The organism is Chlamydia pneumoniae TW-183 (assembly GCF_000007205.1).
Classification (GTDB): Bacteria; Chlamydiota; Chlamydiia; order Chlamydiales; family Chlamydiaceae; genus Chlamydia; species Chlamydia pneumoniae.
Genome location: NC_005043.1, coordinates 1189752 through 1215601 on the forward strand (window position 1 = coordinate 1189752; position 25850 = coordinate 1215601).

Sequence of the window (25850 nt, forward strand, 5' to 3'; positions counted from 1 at the left end):
TGTCGTCTAAGAAAAATTCTAGAACTTTGTAAAAGTCGAGGAAGGATCGAAGATCATTTGTTCTAATCTCTCTACAAACTGCAAGCAAAGCTCCCCTTCGAATTGGCAAGCATAGCCTAAGAGTTCCTCCCCGTGGGGGAGATCTTTAAGTTCACGTTCCATCTCTTGCAGATGGCCTTGCTCTTCTAAGATAATGGATTTTACCGTTATTTTACTTTGAGCTTCTTTCAGAATATCGTGATACAGAGGATAAAGTTCAGAAGCACGAAGTTCGATTGCGTAGGTAACTAAAATATACGCTGCAGTTTTTAACGTTTGTCCCGATAGGGAGTATTCATTTTCCAGTACTCGGCACGTCCTTAAATCTAGAAGATGGAGGTAATATTTTGTAAGTAAGCCTCCCAGAAGATTTTTAGATGTATAGTCAGGGAGAGAAGTCTCTGAGATTCTAGAAATCTGAGTTTTTAGATAGTGACCATGACGAAATTCTTCAGCAGCATGTTTTAAAACTTCTTCCTTTACCTCCGTAGGATGTTCACTTGCGGAGATTTTTTTTGCTCCACTATTTTCTAAAAAGGACAGGGTATTTATCCATTGTGCATGCCAATAGTTGGAAGCTACGATCTCTTTGAGAACGGGCTCCCAACGAGAGGCTGTGTGGATAAAGTGTTTTACTGTGGTTGTAGACATAGGGCATCCTGTAGGTGAGAATAAATAATCCGGAGATCTTCTTCTTGGATACAGTAGGGGGGCAGCACATACAGTGTGTTCCCTAAAGGACGAAGAAGGACTCCACGTTCTAAGAAAAAGCGATTGAGATGGTCTCTATATTGTGAAAAATATCCTGTAGCTTCTGCAGGGTAATCTAGAGCGAGTACCGTGCCCAGAACCTCACACCGTTGCCATAGGGAACCATGAGCTTCTTGAAACTCTTGATGACACCGTTCTATCATTTGCCTTTGTTGTAGGCATTCTGGAGATAGGGTGAGATCCAAAGAAGCGAGGGCAGCACTACAGCCTAAAGGATTTCCTGTGAAGGTATGGCCATGAAGCAGTGCCTTCATCCGATCTTGGGAGACAAAGGCATCATGAATTTCTTTAGTGGTTACTGTCAAGGCTAGAGGGAGATAGCCTCCTGTAAGACCTTTAGAAAGACAGATAATGTCAGGAGGAATGTCTGTAAATTCAGAAGCAAACAGTGGACCCGTACGGCCAAAGCCAGTAAGAATTTCATCAGCAATACAGAGAACCCCGTAATGCTTGGCAAGCTTGAGAATCTCCTTTAGGCCTTCGGGATTATACATTAACATCCCTCCAGCACCTTGCAATAGCGGCTCATAGATAAACGCTGCGATATTGCTTTCAGAAAAGACTGTTTTTGCTTGGGCAATGGCAAGCTCTTCCTTGCCATAATAGGGAGCAGCAATTGTACTGGAAGGAAGAAAAAGATCATGAAAGGGAACTGTAGTAGGGCTCGTGCCAGCTATCGACATAGCTCCAAATGTATCTCCGTGATAGGCATTGCTGAGTCCAACAAAATGGCTCTTAGCCTTGTTTTGATTGTAGTAATATTGCACAGCAATTTTCATTGCTATTTCGATAGACGTTGATCCGTTGTCAGAGAAAAAGAAACGTTCTAGACCTTCAGGAAGGAGGGGAGCGAGTTTCGATACGAGCTCTAGAGCCGGTTCATGGGTGAAATTTGCGAAGATCACATGTTCTAACTTCTGTGCTTGCTCACATAATTTTTTTGTAATGTAGGGATGCCCATGACCGTGGAGGTTGCACCACCATGAAGATATCGCATCAAGATATCTTGTTCCTGATTCCGCATAGAGGTAAGCACCTTCTCCCCTTACAATCTTTATGGGTGTAGAATCTAATGCAGATTGAGTGAAGGGGTGCCAGATACACCCTGAATTCCCTGATGATTGCTTGTCCATACTTCCTTCCATTGTTCGGCATAACAGCTTATGATTGTCTTTGTGATTTCTTTTTCCTTGGCAAGAGTCCCGATTATAGGAAGCTTGATTTCTTGAGTTAGCCAGTGCTCTTCGTCCTCTGGATACCCATTTACCACCATACCTAAGATATTGAGGTTTCGTGAGCGCATTGCTTCTACCGTTAAACAGGTGTGATTGATACTTCCGAGATATGCTTGGCTCACTAAAATCCAAGAACATGACCAAGAAGAAAACACATCTCCCTGAAGTCTTTTTGATGTGCAGGGGGATAAAAATCCTCCTGAAGTCTCAATAATCAGATTCGAAGTTGTTTTTGGCGCACAAATATGACTCTCTTCGATACTTACATTATCGATTTGCGCTGCCTTGTGTGGAGACAAGGGCTTATGCAATCGATAAGCTTCGGGATGACAGTAGGCTCCCGATAGCTCATGAACAATATTGCTATCTGAATTTTCTAGATTCCCTGCTTGTATAGGTTTCCAGTATTCTGCGTTAAGTGCTCTAGCAAGGATAGCACTGACAATGGTTTTTCCTACGCCAGTGTCGATTCCTACAATGATGATACGTTGCATAAAAAAATTTGCTCTAAAGTATGTAAAAGGTGATCTATTTCATTTTTTGTATTGAAGGCATGAAGGCAAATACGTAACAGTTCTTCTCTTTGTTTTACTGTTGGGCTCACGATAGGGCGAACATCGTACCCTGAGTTTTGTATTTGCAATGCGGCTTGCCGAGCACGATGGCTCCCTGAAACACAAATAGATTGTATAGGTGTAGTAGTATTGTCTTTCATTAGCTGAAGTCCCAAGTTTTGAGCTTTTTCGCGAAAATGATGAATGAGAGCAGAAAGATGTTCACGTTGATTAAAAGCACGTTGGTTATGCTCATAAGCGAGCTCTATAGCTGTGAGCGCATGGGGAGGTTGGGCTGTGGTGTATATGAAAGGTCTACAAAAATTAATTAGGTAGTCTTTGAGTATAGAACTTCCTGCAATAGCAGCGCCATGAGTGCCTAGAGCTTTTCCAAAAGTATAGACGGTGGCTAGGACTTTATCTTGAAGACCTAATGCAGAGACAAGGCCTTCGCCCTGATCTCCAAAAACTCCGACTGCATGGGCTTCGTCAACGATCAGGTAAGCGGAATATCTTTCACAGAGTTCACTGATAGCTTGTAAAGGAGCCACGGAGCCATGAAGCGAGTATACGGATTCCACGCAAACAAAGGTTCTTCCTAGATGGGAGCTTGCTAAACGTTTTTCTAAGTGATTCAGATCATTGTGATTAAAGGGAAAGCTTTGAGCTTTGCTTAATCGGATGCCATCATAAATAGAAGCATGGATATAAAGGTCGTGAAGAATACGATCCTGGTCGGTGGCAAGAGCATAGAGCAAGCCTAAGTTTGCTGTGTAACCTGTATTGAAGATCAAACAGCTTTCAAAATTATGATAAGCGGCTAGTTGTTCTTCTATACGCTGACAGAGTTGCGAGTGCCCTGTGAGAAGCCGAGACCCTGTAGCTCCAAGCGATTCTATCGCATGGAGCTTGGTAATGTATTCTTTCCTTAATTCTGGAGAAGAGGCAAATCCAAGATAATCATTAGAGGTAAAATCAATGAGATGAGAGTTTAAGCTTAGCGAGCGGTAGGTATGTTTGGACTTACGTCTTGCCAAAGCCTCAATTAGGAATTGTTGGCATAACATGGGTTACCTCTTTCTATTCCAAATGAAGGGCGAGGGATTAAGCCTAAAAGTTTGATCATTTCAGCATCTTCATCTATATCATTGTTTTCTACAGTCAACAGTTTATCTCCATAGAATATGGAGTTGGCACCGGCTAGAAAACATAAGGTTTGTTGTTCTACTGTGAGGAAAGCGCGTCCTGCAGCAAGTCGTACCATGGATCTGGGGAAAACAACCCGTGCCGTTGCTATGGTTCGCAAGACTTCCCAGAAAGAAATCGGAGGCTGGTCTTGCAAAGGCGTGCCGTCAATCGGCCAAAGTAAATTTACAGGTACGGATTCTGGGATATGATCTCTTGTTGCAAGAACATGAAGAAGCTTTATACGGTCTTCTTCAGATTCTCCCATACCTACAATACCACCGCAGCATGTACTAATGCCAGATTTATTTACTACATCAAGAGTGTTGAGGCGATCTTCATAAGAACGTGTTGTGATTATAGTTTCATAGAATTCCGGAGAAGAGTCTAAATTATGATTGTAGGCATAAAGTCCTGCATCATACAGTTTTTTAGCTTGCTCTTCGGAGAGCATGCCTAAAGCACAACAAACCTCGGCTCCGAGATCTGTGATACTTTTCACCATAGCGAGGACTCTATCAAAGTATCGATCGTCCTTAGCATTGCGCCAGGCAGCCCCAAGACACACACGAGTGGCGCCTAGCTCTACAGCACGTTTTGCCCTTTCCACAACGTCTACAATTTTCATCATAGGTTCTGGTGTGACGTGGGTATGATAGCGGGAAGATTGGGCACAGTAGGCGCAATCTTCAACGCATCCACCAGTTTTAATCGAAATCAGATAGCAAGTCTGCAGTTCTGAATGGAGGAAATTACTACGCAATATGGCATTGGCTTTGTGAATCAGCTCAAATACGGGAGTGTGATAAATTTCGCGGATGTCTTCTAATGACCAGGATACAGTTTCTTCACGCATGTGTTTTGCCTAGGGGGTAAATTCAACGACCGAGCCTAAGATATTTACATGGAATTTAGAGAAAGTCAATAGGAACCAATTTTTGGTTCCTATTTTTTATGGTATGATTTGAGAATTATTCTAATAAAATAAGAGAAATTACGTTTTTTAATAAAGCAGCTCTATTTTTAAAAAATTAGAAATAATCATGAATTATTTCTTGTTGTCTAAGGTTGATTTATCAGAGGAACTGTATTTGCAATTTTAGTAGAAGGCATCCCTAAAAACTTGCGGATTGTATTCACAGCGAGATAAAAGAGCGGTGTCGTGAGAACACAAAAAGTAATTTTATAAATGTAAGAGTAGAACATAATATTTAGGGTTTGGGGGAAAGAAAGCCCCATGCCGAAATATAAAATACAGGTGTCGACAATGAAAGTATCTGGAATTTGTGAGATCCATGTAGACCCATTGCTACGTAGCCATAGAGATGAATTGGGAGTTCGATTTTTAAAAAAAGTGTAAAGGACGATGTCTAATTGCTGAGAGACAATGAAAGCAAGTAGTGAAGCTAGAAAACGGAGAGGACTTAAATCAAACAAGCAGTGCCAGGCAGTTTGCATCTCAGGAGAGGCTACTGGGAAGAACATAAAAATTTGTACAATTGAAGAAGCTAAGAGGTTGGCGATAAAAGCTGAAAATATCATGACACGAGCTTTTTTAGGGCCAAAGATTTCGTTAACAACGTCTGAGATGAGAAACGTCAGGGGATAAAGAATGAGTCCCCCAGGAATAATGAAGTTAAAAAAAGTCGTTGGAATGAGCTTCGAAGAGAGGACAAGATTGGAGAGAACAAGAAGCAAAGTAAAGGTTGAAGACAAGTAGGAAAATACTAATGTTTTTCTGTGGGATGTATTCATTGGCAAAGTACCTCAAAACCAGAAAGATATTTCTCTTGATTGTAAAGGGGAATTGATTCTAACAGACCTTGGTCGAGCATCCATTCTAATTTTGAAGTGAGTTCTACCAGTTCATCAAAATGTCTTATTGAAAATAAAGTCTCTTGTGGAGTTGATGTATTGAAGGGAAGACGAATAATCTGATCCAATTCTAAAGGGAGAACACGTACGTTATCAATGAAAGCGTGTCCAAGTTCCTGAGGAGAACTGATAAGAACGGCTCCATATGCTTTTCTTCCTTCATGGTTTTCAATAAGTCCGCTTTCAACAGTAAACCAAAAGCAGCGTACAATAGCGATCAGATTGCTTTGTAGGGTTTGTATGCGTTGTTTTTTACTAGGAAGAGCTTGTACTTTTTCTATGACTTTAGTGAAGAGTCTTCCCATGTTTATGAAAAATTCAGAAAATGAGGGATGTAGAAGCCAAGGCACGTGCCCTAAAAGGTCATGGATGAGATCAGGAGTTAAGGAGAAATTATCTTTATCGAGAGTTCGCATTACAGAGGCAATGGGAAAGTAACGGTCCTGCAACAGAGACAAGTATTGATGGGGAGCTACAAATCCTGAAACGGGATAATAGGAAAAATGTGTTTCTAATTCGAAGAATTTAATGACTGCTTGATGGTCTAAGAAATCAGAAAGGAGACCGAAAGCGTCTAAGTAATCAAGAAAAAATCTTGGACAATAGCTTTTCCATAGAGAAAACCGTGAGGAAAGGAGTCGATACCATAAATTCCGATTAAAAAAGGGAGTGCTTACAACAGCCATATCAGTGGAGCAACCTTCCCTTTGATTCTTTGATAATGACAGAAGATGAACAAAGAGTAAGTTTTTGAAAAATTCTAAAATAGAAATGCATTTGTGTCGAGCTAAAGCTTGCTTCTCTTTATTTTCCTTTTGTAGAATGATTCGGTAGTAGGAATATGGGGTCGAGTATGCACGTTGGAGTGATTGGCTGTTCTGGAAGAACAGGGAAAGTGATTGTCTCAGCTTTAGAGCAATCTTCAGAATATACTTTGGGTCCAGGGTTCTCTCGCAGTAGTGCACTCACTCTTTTTCAAGTGATTGCACATAACGATGTTCTTGTTGATTTTTCCCACCCCTTACTAACTAAAGAAGTCGTTGCCCATCTCTTAATCTCTCCTAAACCCCTCATTATCGGAACTACAGGGTTCCCTGGGAAGTGTAAAGAAGCTCATGACAGTCTCGAAGAGCTGACTCACATCGTTCCTGTAGTGGTTTGTCCAAATGCAAGTCTAGGAGCTTATATACACAAGCGGCTTGTAATGTTGCTATCGCAATTATGTAACCCACAGTTTGATATTCGCATTCGCGAGACTCATCATAGATATAAGAAGGACTCTCTCTCAGGAACAGCTCAAGATTTACTTGATACTATACAGCAAGTAAAACAAGAGGATTGGGGAGAGGAGTATGAGGTAGGCCAGCGAGATTCTTCTAAGAAGACGATAGAAGTGCAATCTTCACGAGTTGGAGATATCCCTGGAGAACATGAGGTCGCTTTTATCAGTTCTGGAGAGCAAATTTTGGTTCGCCACACAGTATTTTCTCGCAATGTTTTTGGTCGGGGAATCCTTTCTATTTTAGATTGGCTAAAAACATTGAATCCCCAACCTGGTTTGTATAGTCTTGGGGATACTTTGGAGCTAGTCTTACGAAATGAACATTGCTTGCTTAAAAAGACAACGGATCATTAATATGCAGATATAAAGATCTTTTGCGTCGTAAAATCCTGATCTTCAAATTAGGAATGTAGGGTGCCGCAATTACACAACTTCGTGTACAAAATTTTAAGCGAGGACTGTTTTGATTTTTAGCATCGATAGGACCATCGGTTAAATTAGGAAGTGTTGACAGGCAATTCAAAAGGAATCATTGCATGTCTGTAAACACTAGAGATAGGGTTATCGTGCATTCCAATCTGAAGTAAATAATTGAGATGGAGAAAGGAAAGGAATGCGAATCGCTGTTTTAGGCGTTACTGGACTTGTTGGCCAGAAATTCGTAGCTTTGCTTCATAAGTGGTATCGTGATTGGGTCATTGCTGAAGTCGTAGCTTCAAATAGTAAATATGGGCAATCGTATGGAGATGCCTGTATTTGGCAAGAGCCAATCGGCCCTATGCCTGAGATGGTACGTGATTTGCCTATACGTAAGATCGAGGAAGTGCAGTCCGACATCGTTGTTTCTTTTTTGCCTTCTAGTGCTGAGTCCATGGAGGCGTATTGCCTCTCTCAAGGAAAAGTTGTCTTTTCTAATGCCTCAACATATCGCATGCATTCTTCAGTTCCTATTATCATCCCTGAAGTCAACTCAGATCATTTTCAACTTTTAGAAGAGCAACCTTATCCTGGGAAAATAATCACAAGTCCCAATTGTTGTGTCTCTGGAATTACTTTGGCTCTAGCACCCTTAAGAAAGTTCTCCTTAGATCACGTACACATTGTCACCTTACAATCAGCAAGTGGTGCAGGCTATCCAGGAGTCCCGTCGCTAGATCTTCTTGCCAATACAGTTCCTCATATCGTTGGAGAAGAAGAAAAAATTCTTAGAGAGACTGTGAAGATTTTAGGAAGTTCTAAGCAACCTTTACCTTGTAAGCTCTCTGTGACAGTCCATCGAGTTCCCGTAGCCTACGGTCATACGCTCTCTCTGCATGTTACCTTTTCTAAAGATGTAGATCTTGACGAGATTCTGTACTCTTACCAAGAAAAAAATAAAGAATTCCCCAATACCTACCAACTCTATGATAACCCTTGGTCTCCTCAGGCTCGAAAGCATCTTTCTCACGACGATATGCGCGTACACCTAGGACCCATTACCTACGGAGGAGATTTTCGCACCATAAAGATGAATGTTTTAATACATAATTTGGTGCGAGGTGCTGCAGGGACTTTACTCGCAAGTATGGAGAATTATTTTTTCGACTATCTTAAGAGGGAAATGTGTCTAAGATAGTTTATAAATTTGGTGGCACTAGCTTAGCAACTGCTGAGAATATCTGTTTGGTTTGTGATATCATTTGCAAAGATAAGCCTTCTTTTGTTGTTGTAAGCGCAATCGCCGGTGTGACGGACCTCCTTGTAGACTTCTGCTCGTCTTCTTTAAGAGAACGAGAGGAGGTCTTAAGAAAAATAGAGGGAAAACATGAGGAGATTGTAAAAAACCTAGCGATTCCTTTTCCTGTCTCTACATGGACGTCTCGACTCCTTCCCTATCTACAACATCTGGAGATCTCAGATCTCGATTTTGCTCGTATTTTGTCTTTAGGAGAAGATATTTCAGCTTCCCTAGTTCGTGCTGTTTGTAGCACCCGTGGTTGGGATTTAGGATTTCTCGAGGCACGTAGTGTCATCTTAACAGACGATAGCTACCGACGTGCCTCTCCAAACCTAGATCTTATGAAAGCACATTGGCATCAGCTCGAACTAAATCAGCCTTCGTATATTATCCAGGGGTTCATCGGATCTAATGGTTTGGGAGAAACAGTTCTTCTTGGGCGCGGAGGCAGTGATTATTCAGCAACTTTGATCGCAGAGCTTGCAAGAGCAACAGAAGTGCGTATTTATACCGATGTTAATGGGATCTATACCATGGATCCTAAAGTGATTTCCGATGCACAGCGCATTCCTGAGCTCAGTTTCGAAGAGATGCAGAATTTAGCAAGTTTTGGTGCTAAAGTCCTTTATCCTCCTATGCTCTTTCCTTGTATGCGTGCGGGAATTCCTATTTTTGTGACATCAACATTTGACCCTGAAAAAGGAGGAACATGGGTCTATGCTGTCGATAAGTCTGTGAGTTATGAACCAAGAATAAAAGCTTTATCCTTAAGTCAATACCAAAGCTTCTGTTCTGTAGACTATACTGTCCTAGGATGTGGGGGATTAGAAGAGATTTTAGGCATTTTAGAATCCCATGGGATAGATCCTGAATTGATGATAGCACAAAACAACGTCGTTGGATTTGTAATGGATGATGATATCATTTCTCAAGAAGCTCAAGAGCACCTTGTAGATGTTTTATCGCTATCTAGTGTCACACGCTTGCATCATAGTGTTGCATTGATTACCATGATCGGAGATAATCTTTCTTCTCCAAAAGTTGTCTCAACAATTACGGAGAAACTCAGAGGTTTTCAAGGACCTGTATTTTGTTTTTGCCAAAGTTCAATGGCATTAAGCTTTGTTGTTGCCTCAGAGTTGGCAGAGGGTATTATAGAAGAATTACATAATGATTATGTAAAACAAAAAGCTATAGTCGCCACGTAGGGAGAATCATGCATTTACTTACAGCAACTGTTACACCTTTTTTCCCTAATGGCACTATAGATTTTGCTAGCTTAGAACGTCTTTTATCTTTTCAAGATGCAGTTGGGAATGGAGTGGTTCTTTTAGGGAGCACTGGAGAAGGCCTTTCGCTAACAAAAAAGGAAAAACAAGCACTGATTTGCTTTGCTTGTGATCTACAGCTTAAAGTTCCTCTTTTTGTTGGGACTTCGGGAACCCTTCTAGAGGAAGTCTTAGATTGGATTCATTTTTGCAATGACTTGCCTATCTCGGGATTCTTAATGACAACTCCCATCTATACGAAGCCTAAACTATGCGGTCAAATCTTATGGTTCGAAGCAGTACTCAATGCTGCAAAACATCCCGCGATTCTTTATAACATTCCATCTCGTGCAGCCACGCCCTTATATTTAGATACTGTAAAAGCCTTGGCTCATCATCCACAATTTTTGGGAATCAAAGATTCTGGAGGCTCTGTAGAAGAGTTCCAGAGTTATAAGAGCATCGCTCCTCATATCCAACTTTATTGTGGAGACGATGTTTTTTGGAGCGAGATGGCGGCATGTGGAGCCCATGGTTTAATCTCTGTCTTATCGAATGCTTGGCCTGAAGAAGCCCGAGAGTATGTGCTGAACCCTCAAGAACAAGACTATCGTTCTTTATGGATGGAGACGTGTCGGTGGGTATATACCACAACAAATCCTATTGGAATTAAAGCGATCCTTGCCTACAAAAAAGCTATTACTCACGCTCAGCTGCGCTTGCCCTTGTCTATAGAAGATTTTGATTTGGAGAATGTATCTCCTGCTGTAGAAAGTATGCTTGCCTGGCCGAAGTTACGTACCTCTGTGTTCTCCTATTCTTAATGCAGCAAAACCTTATCTTCTGCATCTATCTTGTTCTAACTTATTACTTTACAAATAAAATTTTTGCAGAGGTTTTTTCTAGAGAATAGTGCTTTTGTTCTGGATTTTTAACAAGATGCGTCGCATTTTTTTCTTCTTTTTACATCGCTTATGATTTTTTATGACTCCGAAATCGATTCAACAATTGCACTTAATAAAGACTATTGATCCAGTAAGAAAAATTTCTCCTGTAACAACAAAAAAATCTTCGTTCTTTAGACAGTCTCTTCTTAGATTTTTAGAACTATTTTGGATGTTTCTTTACTGTATACGCTCTATTAGATTCCATTGTGTTCATATCGCCACCTTTATCTGTCGAGGTCTTATTCTTTTTCTGACTACCTTGTTCTTATCTATGATATGCATCTTGCATTTCATTACTCTTCCTTGGATCTGTAAGGAAGACCCTCGGATTATAAGAAAAAATAAATAATCTTGTTTCATCACCAAGAATCAGGTCATTTTGTCTTCATAGTTTCTGATTTTTTTTCCATTTTTGTCGCCATATTCAAGATTTTCAAAATCGTGCTTCAGCTATACTGAGGAGTTTATTTTGAATAATTTTTCATTCAAAAAATGAAATATAATTCAAGAGAAAAAATAAAAAGCGCTTTACGGATTTGCTCTTCATATTGTATCACTGTCTTTCGAAATAATTTCAGTTTAAGTTGTTATGATAAAATTTTCTATTCGTTGTCTTGTTATGTTTTCAATGGCCCAAACAGTATTGGGCGCTGCCGAAGTTTTTGTTTCTTCAGAGGAAAAAAAACTGAAGTAGAAACTAAAGAAGTGAAAATCAAAGATGAGATTCGTCCTTCATTGGAAGGAAATGATCCTGTAAAAGTTGCGGAGTCATTCCCTAAAAGAAGAGCAGCTCTTGAGTCTTTAAGTTCTCAAAGTTCCATCGGCAATCTTTGTGCAATTAGTAATTTCTTAGATTCTCAAATGTTATCTAGAAATTTCTCAAAAGAGATCTGGGGATCTACAATCTTCACACGATCTAAATCTACATGTGATGCCGAAGGATCTGAGCCTTTCCGTTATACTGCATGTGGATACCTAGCTGGTCTTAGATCTAAACTAGCAGGTTCTTATGAATTAGGTGTAACTGCAGGATTGCTACAGGGACGCCTTAAAGATGTTTCAGATAGCCATAGAACTCGTGCGACATCTTCAATATTGTCCGTGCATGGTAGTATGGTTACAAGACCGTTGAGTTGTACGAAGTATATCGTAGGAAAAGCGCGTCCTTTACTTTTCTTCTTCAGATTAACATCGGATGTAAGAAGAGATTTGAAAAAAAAGTTCAGACTTGAATTTTGCAAAGATTGATCACAATCATCTCTACCTTACATGTTTGGGAGATCTTGGTGTAGCTTGTCCTATACTTTCTACAGATTGTCTACCTAATTATAGCGAGAAAGCATCTCATGAGGTTCTTGTTTATAGTAAATTTAGATGCATTTCTGGAGAGCCATCTCGACTTGCAACTTCAGGAAATGACACATATTATTCTATAGTAAGTTTACCTATAGGACTCCGTTACGAAGTGACTTCACCATCAGGACGTCATGATTTCAATATTGATATGCATGTAGCTCCAAAGATAGGTGCAGTACTCTCTCATGGAACACGAGAGGCTAAAGAGATCCCAGGATCTTCAAAAGACTATGCATTTTTTAGCTTGACTGCTAGAGAAAGTTTAATGATTTCTGAAAAGCTTGCGATGACTTTCCAAGTTAGCGAAGTTATTCAGAATTGTTATTCACAATGTACTAAAGTAACGAAAACTAATTTAAAAGAACAGTATAGGCACTTATCCCACAATACAGGGTTTGAGTTAAGCGTCAAGTCTGCATTCTAAAAATAGTTCTTGTTCTCTTGGACTTGAAAAAGCCATTCCTATTTGAAAAAATGGGAATGGCTTTTTTTATAATAGGTCGAACCAAAGAGGAACTTGTTTCATTAAAATTACTTAAAAAGTGATATCGTTTTCTAAATACAAAGATAAAAATACTCACCAATATACTCGCACAACCTTGACAAAGGAAGTTTTCTTGAAGATCTTTTTCGGTTTTTATAAGAAAATTCTTCTTTAGAAGGAAGATGAATCTCTTTGAATAAAATACTATATATTAGTAGCTTAGTGGGTTTAATTTATGTGTTTGATCGCGATGGCACCACAGATTCATAATGCAAGTACTTCTATCTCCGCAGCTACCCCCCCCCCCCCCAACACTCTGTAGGGTCGATTTCTTCTCCATCTAAACTTCGCGTTTTAGCGATTACTTTTTTAGTTTTTGGTATGCTCTTACTGATTTCAGGAGCTCTCTTTCTGACGTTAGGGATTCCAGGATTGAGTGCAGCAATTTCTTTTGGATTAGGCATCGGTCTCTCCGCATTAGGAGGAGTGCTGATGATTTCGGGACTACTATGTCTTTTAGTAAAACGAGAGATTCCGACAGTACGACCAGAAGAAATTCCTGAAGGGGTTTCGCTGGCTCCTTCTGAGGAGCCAGCTCTACAGGCAGCTCAGAAGACTTTAGCTCAGCTGCCTAAGGAATTGGATCAGTTAGATACAGATATTCAGGAAGTGTTCGCATGTTTAAGAAAGCTGAAAGATTCTAAGTATGAAAGTCGAAGTTTTTTAAACGATGCTAAGAAGGAGCTTCGAGTTTTTGACTTTGTGGTTGAGGATACCCTCTCGGAGATTTTCGAGTTGCGGCAGATTGTGGCTCAAGAGGGATGGGATTTAAACTTTTTGATCAATGGGGGACGAAGCCTCATGATGACTGCAGAATCTGAATCGCTTGATTTGTTTCATGTATCGAAGCGGCTAGGGTATTTACCTTCTGGGGATGTTCGAGGGGAGGGGTTAAAGAAATCTGCGAAGGAGATAGTCGCTCGTTTGATGAGCTTGCATTGCGAGATTCACAAGGTGGCGGTAGCGTTTGATAGGAATTCCTATGCGATGGCAGAAAAGGCGTTTGCGAAAGCGTTGGGAGCTTTAGAAGAGAGTGTGTATCGGAGTCTGACGCAGAGTTATAGAGATAAATTTTTGGAGAGTGAGAGGGCGAAGATCCCATGGAATGGGCATATAACCTGGTTAAGAGATGATGCGAAGAGTGGGTGTGCTGAAAAGAAGCTTCGGGATGCCGAGGAACGTTGGAAGAAATTTAGGAAAGCAGTCTTTTGGGTAGAAGAAGACGGGGGCTTTGACATCAATAATCTCCTTGGAGACTGGGGGACAGTGCTTGATCCTTATAGACAAGAGAGAATGGACGAGATAACGTTCCATGAGTTGTATGAAAAAACTACGTTTTTGAAAAGACTGCACAGAAAGTGTGCGTTAGCGAAAACAACCTTTGAAAAGAAGAGATCTAAAAAGAATTTGCAGGCAGTCGAGGAGGCGAATGCACGTAGGTTGAAATATGTAAGGGATTGGTATGATCAGGAGTTTCAGAAAGCAGGGGAGAGATTAGAGAAACTGCATGCTTTGTATCCTGAGGTTTCAGTCTCTATAAGAGAGAACAAAATACAAGAGACGCGCTCTAATTTAGAGAAAGCCTATGAGGCTATCGAAGAGAACTATCGTTGCTGTGTCCGAGAGCAAGAGGACTACTGGAAAGAAGAAGAGAAAAGGGAAGCGGAGTTTAGGGAGAGGGGAAACAAGATTCTTTCTCCTGAGGAGCTGGAAAGTTCTTTGGAGCAATTCGACCATGGTTTGAAAAATTTTTCTGAGAAATTAATGGAATTGGAAGGGCATATCTTAAAACTTCAGAAAGAAGCCACAGCAGAGGTGGAGAATAAAATACTTTCAGATGCAGAGAGCCGCCTTGAGATTGTATTTGAAGATGTCAAGGAGATGCCCTGTCGAATTGAGGAGATAGAGAAGACGCTGCGTATGGCGGAGCTGCCCCTACTTCCTACGAAGAAGGCGTTTGAGAAGGCCTGCTCACAATATAATAGCTGCGCAGAGATGTTGGAGAAGGTGAAGCCTTACTGCAAGGAGAGCCTCGCCTATGTGACTAGCAAAGAGCGTTTAGTGAGCTTGGATGAAGATTTACGACGAGCCTACACAGAGTGTCAGAAGAGATTCCAGGGGGATTCGGGTTTGGAGTCGGAAGTAAGAGCCTGTCGAGAGCAACTGCGAGAGCGGATCCAAGAGTTTGAAACTCAAGGGCTGGACTTGGTGGAAAAAGAGTTGCTTTGTGTGAGTAGTAGATTAAGAAATACAGAGTGCGATTGTGTATCTGGTGTTAAGAAAGAAGCACCTCCTGGTAAGAAGTTTTATGCCCAGTATTATGATGAGATTTATCGAGTTAGAGTTCAATCCCGATGGATGACGATGTCTGAGAGATTGAGAGAGGGAGTTCAAGCATGCAACAAGATGTTGAAGGCAGGCCTAAGCGAAGAAGATAAGGTTCTTAAAGAAGAAGAGTATTGGTTGTATCGAGAGGAGAGAAAGAATAAAGAGAAACGTTTGGTTGGTACTAAGATAGTAGCAACGCAGCAGCGAGTTGCAGCATTTGAATCCATAGAAGTTCCTGAGATTCCTGAGGCCCCAGAGGAGAAACCGAGTTTGCTGGATAAAGCGCGTTCTTTATTTACTCGCGAGGACCATACCTAGCATAACTCCAAGAGTTGTGTTTCTTTAAAAATTCTTTGAATAAAATACTATATGTTAGTAGCTTAGTGGGTTTAACTTATGTGTTTGAGCATGATGGCGCCACAGATTCATAATGCAAGTACCTCTATCACCACAGCTACCCCCCCCCCCCCCCAGACCACTCTGTAGGGGCTTTTTTTTGTCTGTCTAAATTTCGTGTTTTAGCAATCACTTTTTTAGTTCTTGGTGTGCTTTTCTTGATTTCAGGAGCTCTCTTTCTGACGTTGGGGATTTCAGGATTGAGTGCAGCAATTTCTTTTGGATTAGGCATAGGTCTCTCTGCGTTAGGAGGAGTGCTTGTTGTCTCAGGACTTCTATGTCTTTTAGCAAAACGAGAGGTTCCGACAGTACGACCAGAAGAAATTCCTGAAGGGGTTTCTGTGGCTCCTTCTGAAGAGCCAGCTCTACAGGCAACTCAGAAGACTTTAGCTCAGCTGCCTAAGGAATTGGATCAGTTAGATAGGTATATTCAGGAAGTGGTCTCATGTTTAGGAAAGCTAAAAGATCTTAGGTGTGAAGATCAAGGTCTTTTAAAAGATGCTAAGGAGAAACTTCAAGTTTTTGACTTTGTCTGGAAAGACATGATGACCGAGTTTGTAGAGCTACAACAGATCATGGATCAAGAGGGGTGGTATCTAAAGTGCCTGATTCAGGAGATGCGGGATATAGGAAGCACACTTTTTATGAGTCAGGTTAGTTTATTTAAATTATGGGAATGGCTTGGGTATTTACCTTCTGGGGATGTTCGAGGGGAGCGGTTAAAGAAATCTGCTCGTGAGGTTGTGGATCGCTTTATGAGAAGGATTTGCGATACGCGGAAGGTGGCCATGACTTTTGATAGGAATGCCTATGGAGTGGCGAAGACGGCCTTTGAAAAGGCTTTTGGAGCTCTGGAAACGTGTGTATATAAGAGTATGACAGAGAGTTATAGAGAGGCCTTTTGTGAGTATAAGAAGACGAAGATCCTTAGGGATGAGGAGAAGATATTAAGGATATGTTATCTCGAGTTGAGGAGATAGAGATGATGCTTCGTGTCATAGAGCTTCCACTACTTCCTATAAAGCAAGCGTTGGAGAAGGCTTTTGTACAATATAATAGCTACAAAGCGAAGTTAACCAAGGTAGAACCTTGCTTTAGAGAGAGCCCTGCCTATATAACTAGCGAAGAGCGACTCCAGAGTTTGGATCAGACTTTAGAACGTGCGTACAAAGAGTACCAGAAGAGATTCCAGGAGCCTTCACGTTTGGAATCGGAAGTAAGTGGATGTAGAGAGCATCTTAGAGAGCAGGTAAAACAATTTGAAACTCAAGGACTAGACTTGATCAAAGAAGAGCTTATTTTTGTTAGTGATGTGTTATTCCGAAAAATGGTCAGTTGTCTAGTGTCGACAGTGCATGTTCCCTTTATGGAGTTTTATTATGAGTATTTTGAGTTGCATAGATTGAGGTTGCGGGCCCAATGGATGGCGAATGCCGAGATTTATAGCAAAGTTAGAAAAGCATTCCCAGAGATGTTGAAGGAGACCTTAGAAAAAGCTAAGGCTCCCAGAGAAGAAGAGTATTGGTTACTTTGCGAGGAGAGAAAGAGTAAGGAGAAGCGTTTGATTCTCAACAAGATAGAGGCAGCTCAGCAGCGGGTAAAAGATTTAGAACCTCCTCCTATTAAAGAGACAGGGAAACAGAAACGGAAGAAAGAATATTCGTTTTTCATTCGATTAAAATCGTGATTCGAGGCAACCCTGCATTCTATAGATTTTTTCTCAGAGTTCTAGTGATCTAAGTACGAAGAGGAAGAAAGACTTTTGTATTTTTTGCATCCTAGAATTTTTTGTTTTGCATAGTATTCGTTATAGAAGTGTTTTAATTATTACTAACTATTTTATTTATAACATGGTTAGCTCTTCTGTTCATCATAAGAATTGTAAAATGTGTATTAAAAGACGAGAATTTTATTTAAAATAAATTATACACTTTTACTTTTTTAATTTTGCTATGCCTGAGCCTCTATATACGAATAAGCTAATCACAGAGAAATCTCCATATTTGCTTCTTTATGCTCATACCCCTGTTAATTGGTATCCTTGGGGAGCTGAGGCATTTCATATTGCAGCTATCGAGAATAAGCCCGTCTTCTTGTCTATAGGATGCAAGCATTCTCGATGGTGTCAGGTGATGTTGCAGGAGAGCTACACGAATCCTGAAATTGCTGCTATGCTCAATGAATACTTCGTGAATGTAAAAGTAGATAAGGAAGAACTTCCCTATGTAGCCAAGCTGTATGGTGATCTTGCTCAGATGCTTGCCGTTTCCGGAGATCACCAAGAAACTGTCTCCTGGCCTTTAAACGTCTTTCTTACTCCCGATCTCGTTCCTTTTTTCTCTGTAAACTATTTGGGGAACGAGGGAAAACTCGGTCTTCCCTCATTCCCACAAATTATTGATAAGCTTCATTTTATGTGGGAGGATGCTGAGGAAAGAGAAGCTCTCGTCGAACAGGCAATGAAAGTTCTGGAAATCGCGTCGTTTTTAGAGGGGTGTGTAAGAAAAGAGATCTTAGACGAGAGCTCTCTAAAGCGAACCGTAGCCGCGTTATACCAAGATATCGATCCCCATTATGGAGGAGTGAAAGCATTTCCTAAACGATTGCCAGGTTTGCTCTTACAATTTTTCCTCCGATACAGCCTCGAATATCAGGAGAGCCGAGGCTTATTTTTTGTAGATCGCTCTTTGAGTATGGTGGCTTTGGGAGGAGTTCGAGATCACATTGGCGGGGGAGTTTATTCATACACTATCGACGATAAGTGGTTGATCCCCGCTTTTGAAAAACGGCTGATTGATAATGCCTTAATGGCTTTAAATTATTTAGAAGCTTGGGCATGTCTGGGCAAAGAAGAATACCGTGGTATAGGAAAACAGATACTTTCCTATATCTTGAGTGAATTATACTCTCCAGAGGTGGGTGCCTTTTATAGCTCTGAGCAAGCAGAAAATTGGGGAGCGGGAGGACAAAATTTTTATACATGGTCTGTCGAAGAAATCTCCAATGCTTTGGGAGAAGATGCTGAGATTTTCTGTGATTACTACGGGATTTCTAGGGAGGGCTTCTTCAATGGCAGGAATATACTCCATATTCCTGTACATAGAGAAATAGAAGAGCTGTCAGAAAAATATCATCGTTCTATAGAGGCTATTGAAGATATCGTAGATAGATCTCGAGATATTTTAAAGGGGATTAGAGCCCAACGTTCCCATCGTTCTAAAGATGATCTATCTTTAACTTTTAACAATGGCTGGATGATTTATACTTTTGCCTACGCAGGCCGACTTCTTGGAGAGGTTGAGTATATTGAGATTGGGAAAAAGTGTGGGGAATTTGTCCGAAATTCCCTCTATAAACACCATGAACTTTACCGGAGATGGAGAGAGGGAGAGGCAAAATATCGAGCGAGTTTAGAAGATTATGGTGCTCTTATTTTAGGGGTGCTAGCTCTTTATGAATCAGGATGTGGATCTTTCTGGTTAAGCTTTGCTGAAGAGCTGATGCAAGAAGTCGTCCTTTCCTTCCGTTCAGAAGAAGGAGGTTTTTATAGTGTTGATGGTCGGGATAGCACCTTGCTGATCAAGCAATCTCCCCTTTCTGATGGAGAGACGATCTCAGGAAACGCTCTAATCTGTCAATGCTTGCTCTCACTGCACCTAATCACAGAAAAAAAACACTACCTGACTTATGCTGAAGACATCTTGCAGATAGCTCAAGCATATGCTCATACCCATAAGTTCTCTTCCTTAGGATTGCTGATTGCATCACAGAACTATTTTTCTAGAAAACATGTAAAAGTTTTAATTGCTTTAGGGGATCAAGAAGATCGCAGTCCTGTTTTGAAATGTCTCTCAGGTTTATTCCTTCCTTATCTATCTCTAATTTGGATGACTCAGGAGAACCAAGAACATTTAGAGACTGTGCTTCCAGAATATGAGCACTGTCTTATCCCTAAAGGGGATTGCACAGCTACGACAATTTATGTTTTAGAAGTCGATCAATGCAAAAGATTTAAAGACTTAGAATTGTTTCGTCGTTATCTAATCTCTCTATAGAACGCTATACTAGTTATTGATAAAGTGTTTTTTACTAATTAAAATTTATTCTTTTTAGGAAAGAAAACACCTTCTCTCAGTGGTCAAAATTACCACAATTCCTTATAGTAAGTCCCTGGGCAGGTCAAAATCTATAGGGTAGGAAGTCATGAAATTATATCAGACCTTGCGAGGTATTGTTTTAGTAAGTACGGGATGCATATTCTTAGGAATGCACGGAGGATATGCCGCTGAGGTTCCAGTGACTTCATCTGGGTATGAGAATCTTTTAGAATCTAAGGAACAGGATCCTTCAGGTCTAGCGATCCACGATCGCATTTTGTTTAAGGTAGATGAAGAGAATGTAGTGACTGCCTTAGATGTGATCCATAAATTAAACTTACTATTTTATAATTCGTATCCTCATCTTATAGATTCTTTCCCTGCACGATCCCAGTACTATACTGCGATGTGGCCTGTGGTTCTTGAATCTGTGATTGATGAGTTTTTGATGGTGGCAGATGCCAAGGCAAAGAGAATCGCTACAGATCCCACCGCAGTGAATCAAGAAATCGAAGAGATGTTCGGAAGAGATCTCTCTCCTTTGTATGCGCATTTTGAAATGAGTCCCAACGATATTTTTAATGTGATCGATCGCACTTTGACAGCACAAAGGGTGATGGGTATGATGGTGCGCTCTAAGGTAATGTTGAAGGTGACTCCAGGGAAAATTCGAGAATATTACCGAAAGCTAGAAGAAGAAGCCTCTAGGAAAGTCATCTGGAAGTATCGTGTGTTGACGATTAAAGCCAACACAGAATCCTTGGCTAGCCAGATTGCTGATAAAGTGCGTGCTCGTCTAAATGAAGCGAAAACCTGGGATAAAGATCGTTTAACTGCTCTTGTGATCTCTCAGGGAGGGCAACTCGTCTGCTCCGAAGAGTTTTCTCGAGAGAATAGTGAGCTCTCCCAAAGCCATAAGCAAGAGCTGGACTTGATTGGCTATCCTAAAGAGCTCTGTGGGTTGCCTAAGGCACATAAGTCAGGATATAAACTCTATATGTTGTTAGACAAAACCTCAGGTTCTATAGAGCCTTTAGATGTTATGGAGTCCAAGATCAAACAGCATCTTTTTGCTTTAGAAGCTGAGAGTGTAGAGAAACAATATAAAGACAGATTACGCAAGCGCTACGGCTATGATGCTTCTATGATTGCGAAACTTCTTTCTGAAGAAGCTCCACCTCTATTTTCCTTATTATAGGGGATTGAGTGACAAGAAGTTCTCCTGCACAACTCTCCCGGTTTCTTTCTGAAATTCAAAATAAGCCGAAGAAAAGCCTCTCTCAAAATTTCTTAGTGGATCAGAATATTGTCAAAAAAATTGTGGCAACCTCTGAGGTGATTCCTCAAGATTGGGTGTTGGAGATCGGCCCAGGATTTGGAGCCCTTACAGAAGAACTCATAGCTGCAGGAGCTCAGGTCATTGCTATTGAAAAAGACCCGATGTTTGCGCCATCTTTAGAAGAGCTCCCTATCCGCTTAGAAATTATCGATGCCTGTAAATACCCGTTAGATCAGCTTCAGGAATATACGACTTTGGGAAAAGGTCGAGTAGTAGCAAATCTTCCCTACCATATTACCACTCCATTGCTTACCAAGTTGTTTCTGGAAGCCCCAGATTTCTGGAAAACAGTGACGGTTATGGTCCAAGATGAAGTGGCCCGGCGTATTGTAGCCCAGCCAGGGGGTAAGGATTATGGGTCTCTAACGATCTTTTTGCAGTTTTTTGCTGATATACACTATGCTTTTAAAGTTTCTGCTTCATGCTTCTATCCAAAACCGCAAGTGCAATCTGCAGTCATTCATATGAAAGTCAAAGAAACACTTCCTCTATCAGACGAGGAGATTCCTGTATTTTTTACTTTAACAAGAACTGCATTTCAACAGCGTCGAAAAGTACTCGCTAATACTCTAAAAGGCCTCTATCCTAAAGAGCAAGTGGAACAAGCTTTGAAGGAATTAGGATTACTTCTAAATGTGCGTCCTGAAGTATTGAGTCTTAATGATTATCTTGCTCTCTTCCATAAGATGCAAGCGGGTTAAAGGTACTTTCCCTTCTAAGGAAATTACAATCTCTAGGGATAATTAAACTCTGACGTCTCCAACAGTCTGCTTTTTTGATCTGAAGTTGAAATGAGTGAGAATGCGGTTGGTCATACTACTCTCATCAAGGCCTATAGATTTTGTGAGGGCTTCCTTACTCCCATGGGATAGGAATGTATCGGGGATTGCAAAATTTAAGATATCGACCTTAAAATTGAACGTAGCTACAAAATTATTAAACTCGGACGCTAATCCTCCTCGAATGGAGTGCTCTTCTATGGTAATCACCTTAGAGTGACTCATCAGTAAAAGACTGAAAAGATCGTTATCAAAAGGTTTTATAAAGATCGGGTCTACAACAGTTGCGGAGATGCCATAAGCAAGCAACTGATGTTTTATAGATAGGGCCGTGAAGCAGAGGGTTCCAAGAGCTATGATGAGAACGTCCTCACCTTGTGAGAGGGTCTCAGCATTGCCTGGGGATCTTAGGAAATTTGGATCTCCAGTGAGTGGGTCTCCATGAGGAGCTGGGATATTGGGGTAGCGGATAGCAGAAGGAGAGGACCAGTGTAGAGAAGAATACAGTAGCTGTTGGAATACCACCTGGCTACGTGGCTGACAGATAATCATCTGGGGCATCGCACGTAGGAAACTCATATCATAGATGCCGTGATGACTACGTCCATCACCATAGGCAAGTCCTGCACGATCTATAGCAAAAATCACGGGAAGATCTTGCATGCAAACATCGTGGAAAACATTATCGAGAGCACGGTGTAAAAATGTAGAATATATAGAACAGATCACAGGATTGCCGGCTTTTGCAATGCCTGCACTGAAAGTCACTGCATGGCCTTCAGCAATCCCTACATCAAAGAAGCGTTCTGGGAACTTCTGTTTGAAACCTTCCAAACGAGATCCTATAGACATTGCAGGAGTCACCACATGGAGACGTGAGGAAACCTCTCCAAGTTCACATAGCGTTTGGCCAAATATATCAGGGAAAGAAGGCTTAGGCTTAATCGCGGGAAGATGTTTTGCGGATTCTCGCTTATTGAAGTTTGCTCTGACTCCGTGATACTTTGCAGGGTTATTTTGGGCTTGGTCTAGGCCCTTCCCCTTAGTTGTACAGACGTGGACAAGAATAGGAAAAGGGAGGTTACGAACGGACTGAAGGATGGGGATCAGTTTTTTAACATTATGACCGTCTATAGGGCCGACATACGCTAATCCGAATTGTTCAAATAAAGGAGTGGGACAGAAGAGATTTTTAACACATTGTGAAAGTCTCCGACTGTGCTTTGCTAAGCTATCCCCATAGCGTGGAATTTTAGCGAGCCATTTTTCCACTTGCTTAGTGAGTTTATTGGTTGCAGGGTGGTGTAGCCATCGGGAAAAGATTCGAGACATGGCTCCTACGTTTTTAGAGATCGACATATTGTTGTCATTCAAAATAACAACAAACTTCGATAAATCTGTTGAAATATTGTTCAACGCTTCTAAGGTAAGACCACAAGAGAATGCAGCATCTCCAAGGATGGGAATGACGTGTGTGCGTGATTCTAAAGGGGTTGTTTGAGCCATTCCTAGAGCTAAAGACAATGCCGTCCCTGCATGTCCAGAGAAAAATAAATCGTGGTCACTCTCCGTAGGGTTGGTAAAACCACTGAGGCCGTTGTCATTGCGTATATGGTCAAATCCTTCATTATTTCTTCCTGTCAGTAGTTTATGAGGATAGGTCTGATGTCCTACATCAAAAATAAATTTATCTTTTGGGGAAGAGAACACGTAATGTAAGGCTATAGTAAGCTCTACGATTCCAAGATTTGAAGATAAGTGGCCTCCTGTTTGTGATAATACAGAGATGATGCGATAACGGATTTCTTCAGCTAAACCAGGAAGCTGAGAAATAGAGAGTTTCTTTAAATCTGCAGGAGACAATATCAGGTCTAAAAGGGGGCAAGAAGACGAAGTCATGACCTTAGTGATGTGGATGTATAGGAAACGTTTGTACTATAGGGTCTCCAGAAGGACTTTTGAGGAGTTCTCCTTTGGAGTTAACAGAAAGAAGATAACATAGTTGATCTTTTCTTAATGCTTTATTTAATCCTTCATAGATCAAAGAAAACATGGCCTCATATGTAGCTACAATATCACTCAAAGAGTTTAAGGTTTCTAAAGATTGTTGTAAGGCGAATAACTTTTTTAATGAGGGGTCTTTGTGATGGATTTCTACCATAAGACTACCGAACTACAGCTTGTTCCTCAAAGAGAGAACTTTCATGACGCTTTTCTGCCAACTCACGGACTCTTTGCTCTACTTGTCGAATACGAGATTCACAAATACGCATTAAGGCATCAGCTTCTTCATATAGGGCTAGAGATGCATCCAAAGAAGTCGTGGGTTGATTCATAAGGTCAACAATTTCTTCTAGTCGTTGCATTGCATTTTCGAAGGGGACCTCTTCCATGATTTAGCCTTTTATAAGTTTACAAATTTCAATATTTGTGACAGTTAAAATGGCCTCGCCATCTTGCAACTGAATCCTTACACGAGCATTTTCTTGTAAGCTGTCTACGGAAATCATAGCGGAATTTTCATTAAAGTCAAAGAGCATTGCATACCCGCGTTTTAAAACATTTTTCGGATTTAAAGAGTGAAGTTGTTCTTTTAGCGCAGAGTAGCGGGCAACAGAATTTTCGTAACGACGTTCTAGAATTGTTGCTAAAGTTTCCTTGACATTTGCATAGGCGATTTTTTGGTTTTGTAGATTTAGCTCGCATCCTCTCGATAGACGTCTGCCTAATAGTTCCAGTTTCTGCACATGGCTACGGAGCTGTTGCTCTAAGACATTGTGAGCATGCTTGAGTCGTGTGTGTTTATGAAAATATTCTTCTTTTTGGTAGTGGAGGCGTCGTGAAATTAGGGTGTCTAGCTGTTGACGCCAAGGGGATAATTTCTGTGATGCCTGTTGGATTTGGCGAGGATAGGTAAGGCTTTTCTTTAGTTGGTGGCAACGTACTTGGAGAGAAAGTGCTTTATGGGATAGGGCTTGTGAAAGCATTTTTTTCAAACTTTGCAGTCGGCAGGTCATGCGGGAAACAAGATCTCCTTGGAGCCACCGCGAGATGTTGTCATAGCGTTGTTTGCTTTCGTGAATTTTCCCTTGGACACCTTTTTGAATAGCGATCTCAATAGAGTCGAGTTGCTGTTGTGCTGTAGTATAGAATTCTGCGCGATCTAAAAAGCGTCTCCAGGGAAGCAATTGCTGTTTTTTTGATGTGAGGAGTTGGCGAGAGTGTGAGAGTAGATGGCGGAGGTATCCCTCGAACACCTGAACTTGCTCTTCGCTACTTTTACAGACGATCTCTGCGGCTGCAGAAGGAGTGGGAGCACGCACATCAGAAGCAAAGTCACATAAAGTGTAATCAGTTTCATGGCCGACAGCAGAGACAATAGGGATTGTGCTTGCATGAATGGCTTTAACTAAGATTTCTTCGTTAAAGGCCCAGAGATCTTCAATACTTCCTCCTCCCCGAGCAATAATAAGAACGTCAGCGAGGTTCTCAGCGTTCATCACTTCAATAGCCTTGGAGATTTCATGAGCTGCAGAGTTCCCTTGGACAGTGACGGGATAAACTAAAATTTTATAGTTGCGAGCACGCCGGGAGAGTACACGTAAGATATCTTGGATCACAGCTCCTGTTGGGCTAGTAATGACGCCAATGCATTGAGGAGCAAAGGGGAGGGGCTTCTTTTTTTCAGTTGCGAAATACCCTTCAGCAGTCAGACGTCTTTTTGTTTCTTCAAATTTTTGTAGGAGATCGCCCTCTCCAGCGTAAACCAAAGCATGGGCTACAATTTGGTACTGTCCTCTAGGAGCATAGACCGCAAGCTTCCCATGAATAATAACTGCATCCCCATCTTTGGGTTTGCGGTCATAGTACTTACTTTTAAAATGAAAAAAGGCACCATTAAGAAACGCTTGGCTATCCTTAATCCCAAAATAGAGATGACCACTTGGTTGTAGGGAGACGTTGCTAAGCTCGCCCTTCACTATGATCTGACAAAAATTGGACTCAAGAAGAGTCTTAATGCGTTCAGTTAGGGATGCAACAGCCTGTGGAGGCGATGACATAACAGGAAAGCCTCTCTAGAGAATTCAGTGACTTTAGAGTAAGTGATTTTCTGATAGAAAACTATTAAAAAATCATT

The 25850-nt window shown here is 41.1% G+C and carries 23 protein-coding genes; 12 read left to right on the forward strand and 11 right to left on the reverse strand.

Translation table 11 applies throughout. The annotated features are described in order from the left end of the window. Positions 1-18: 18 nt before the first annotated feature. The 7 genes from CPB_RS05375 to CPB_RS05405 all read right to left on the reverse strand — a co-directional run bounded on the left by CPB_RS05375 (position 19) and on the right by CPB_RS05405 (position 6624). Complete coding sequence (locus tag CPB_RS05375) at positions 19-690, reverse strand: hypothetical protein (protein WP_010883673.1); 672 nt, start codon at positions 688-690, stop codon at positions 19-21. Continuing rightward, a complete protein-coding gene (gene bioA, locus CPB_RS05380) occupies positions 672-1943 on the reverse strand; it encodes an adenosylmethionine--8-amino-7-oxononanoate transaminase (RefSeq protein ID WP_010883674.1) in 1272 nt (423 codons plus the stop codon). Before bioA ends, CPB_RS05375 begins: the two co-directional genes overlap by 19 nt. Further along, positions 1880-2539, reverse strand: coding sequence for a dethiobiotin synthase (gene bioD, locus CPB_RS05385; protein ID WP_010883675.1), 660 nt, complete (start codon positions 2537-2539; stop codon positions 1880-1882). The genes bioA and bioD overlap by 64 nt, the downstream gene beginning before the upstream one ends. Next, positions 2518-3666: an aminotransferase class I/II-fold pyridoxal phosphate-dependent enzyme gene (locus CPB_RS05390; RefSeq protein ID WP_010883676.1), complete on the reverse strand. Its 1149-nt coding sequence runs from the start codon at positions 3664-3666 to the stop codon at positions 2518-2520. The genes bioD and CPB_RS05390 overlap by 22 nt, the downstream gene beginning before the upstream one ends. Beyond that, positions 3645-4640, reverse strand: a complete 996-nt coding sequence (gene bioB, locus CPB_RS05395) for a biotin synthase BioB (protein ID WP_010883677.1) — start codon at positions 4638-4640, stop codon at positions 3645-3647. Before bioB ends, CPB_RS05390 begins: the two co-directional genes overlap by 22 nt. A gap of 206 nt (positions 4641-4846) precedes the next feature. Then, positions 4847-5539: a queuosine precursor transporter gene (locus CPB_RS05400; RefSeq protein WP_010883678.1), complete on the reverse strand. Its 693-nt coding sequence runs from the start codon at positions 5537-5539 to the stop codon at positions 4847-4849. Further along, positions 5536-6624: an aromatic amino acid hydroxylase gene (locus tag CPB_RS05405; RefSeq protein WP_011126287.1), complete on the reverse strand. Its 1089-nt coding sequence runs from the start codon at positions 6622-6624 to the stop codon at positions 5536-5538. The genes CPB_RS05400 and CPB_RS05405 overlap by 4 nt, the downstream gene beginning before the upstream one ends. On the opposite strand from CPB_RS05405, the gene dapB reads away from it, so the two are divergent. The 12 genes from dapB (at position 6513) to rsmA (ending at position 21634) form a co-directional block, all read left to right on the forward strand. Then, on the forward strand, positions 6513-7295 hold the full coding sequence (gene dapB / locus CPB_RS05410) for a 4-hydroxy-tetrahydrodipicolinate reductase (protein WP_011126288.1): 783 nt from the start codon (positions 6513-6515) through the stop codon (positions 7293-7295). The genes CPB_RS05405 and dapB overlap by 112 nt on opposite strands. Positions 7296-7554: 259 nt before the next feature. Further along, the gene (asd, locus tag CPB_RS05415) at positions 7555-8556 is read left to right on the forward strand and encodes an aspartate-semialdehyde dehydrogenase (protein ID WP_010883681.1); all 1002 of its coding nucleotides are present in this window, start codon (positions 7555-7557) and stop codon (positions 8554-8556) included. Next, positions 8544-9866, forward strand: coding sequence for an aspartate kinase (locus CPB_RS05420; protein WP_010883682.1), 1323 nt, complete (start codon positions 8544-8546; stop codon positions 9864-9866). Before asd ends, CPB_RS05420 begins: the two co-directional genes overlap by 13 nt. 8 nt (positions 9867-9874) lie before the next feature. Further along, entirely contained in the window at positions 9875-10750 is an 876-nt protein-coding gene (dapA, locus tag CPB_RS05425; protein WP_010883683.1) for a 4-hydroxy-tetrahydrodipicolinate synthase, read from the forward strand. A gap of 828 nt (positions 10751-11578) precedes the next feature. Next, positions 11579-12121 (forward strand): hypothetical protein, encoded by a 543-nt coding sequence (locus tag CPB_RS05435; protein ID WP_226989983.1) that lies wholly within the window; start codon positions 11579-11581, stop codon positions 12119-12121. Beyond that, the gene (locus tag CPB_RS05440; RefSeq protein WP_010883686.1) at positions 12102-12653 is read left to right on the forward strand and encodes a hypothetical protein; all 552 of its coding nucleotides are present in this window, start codon (positions 12102-12104) and stop codon (positions 12651-12653) included. Before CPB_RS05435 ends, CPB_RS05440 begins: the two co-directional genes overlap by 20 nt. A 441-nt stretch (positions 12654-13094) precedes the next feature. Further along, the gene (locus tag CPB_RS05445) at positions 13095-15419 is read left to right on the forward strand and encodes a DUF1978 domain-containing protein (protein WP_041466974.1); all 2325 of its coding nucleotides are present in this window, start codon (positions 13095-13097) and stop codon (positions 15417-15419) included. Between the two features lie 227 nt (positions 15420-15646). Further along, positions 15647-16477, forward strand: a complete 831-nt coding sequence (locus CPB_RS05450; RefSeq protein ID WP_010883688.1) for an IncA family protein — start codon at positions 15647-15649, stop codon at positions 16475-16477. Positions 16478-16479: 2 nt separating this feature from the next. Next, the gene (locus CPB_RS05455; RefSeq protein ID WP_010883689.1) at positions 16480-17184 is read left to right on the forward strand and encodes a hypothetical protein; all 705 of its coding nucleotides are present in this window, start codon (positions 16480-16482) and stop codon (positions 17182-17184) included. A 265-nt stretch (positions 17185-17449) separates the two neighbouring features. After that, on the forward strand, positions 17450-19552 hold the full coding sequence (locus tag CPB_RS05460; protein WP_011126291.1) for a thioredoxin domain-containing protein: 2103 nt from the start codon (positions 17450-17452) through the stop codon (positions 19550-19552). Positions 19553-19700: 148 nt separating this feature from the next. Next, entirely contained in the window at positions 19701-20792 is a 1092-nt protein-coding gene (locus CPB_RS05465; RefSeq protein WP_010883691.1) for a hypothetical protein, read from the forward strand. A gap of 8 nt (positions 20793-20800) precedes the next feature. Beyond that, a complete protein-coding gene (rsmA, locus tag CPB_RS05470; protein WP_011126292.1) occupies positions 20801-21634 on the forward strand; it encodes a 16S rRNA (adenine(1518)-N(6)/adenine(1519)-N(6))-dimethyltransferase RsmA in 834 nt (277 codons plus the stop codon). A 42-nt stretch (positions 21635-21676) separates the two neighbouring features. Here the strand turns inward: rsmA and CPB_RS05475 are convergent, their stop codons facing one another. Genes CPB_RS05475 through xseA form a run of 4 tightly spaced genes read right to left on the reverse strand, consistent with a single transcriptional unit; the run spans position 21677 to position 25773 of the window. Then, complete coding sequence (locus CPB_RS05475; protein ID WP_010883693.1) at positions 21677-23611, reverse strand: 1-deoxy-D-xylulose-5-phosphate synthase; 1935 nt, start codon at positions 23609-23611, stop codon at positions 21677-21679. A gap of 4 nt (positions 23612-23615) precedes the next feature. After that, positions 23616-23873, reverse strand: coding sequence for a hypothetical protein (locus CPB_RS05480; RefSeq protein ID WP_010883694.1), 258 nt, complete (start codon positions 23871-23873; stop codon positions 23616-23618). A 4-nt stretch (positions 23874-23877) separates the two neighbouring features. Next, positions 23878-24105 carry an exodeoxyribonuclease VII small subunit gene (locus CPB_RS05485; RefSeq protein ID WP_010892181.1) on the reverse strand — a complete coding sequence of 76 codons (228 nt, stop codon included), beginning with the start codon at positions 24103-24105 and terminating at the stop codon, positions 23878-23880. 3 nt (positions 24106-24108) lie between these two features. Continuing rightward, entirely contained in the window at positions 24109-25773 is a 1665-nt protein-coding gene (gene xseA / locus CPB_RS05490; RefSeq protein ID WP_010883695.1) for an exodeoxyribonuclease VII large subunit, read from the reverse strand. Between the last annotated feature and the right edge of the window lie 77 nt (positions 25774-25850).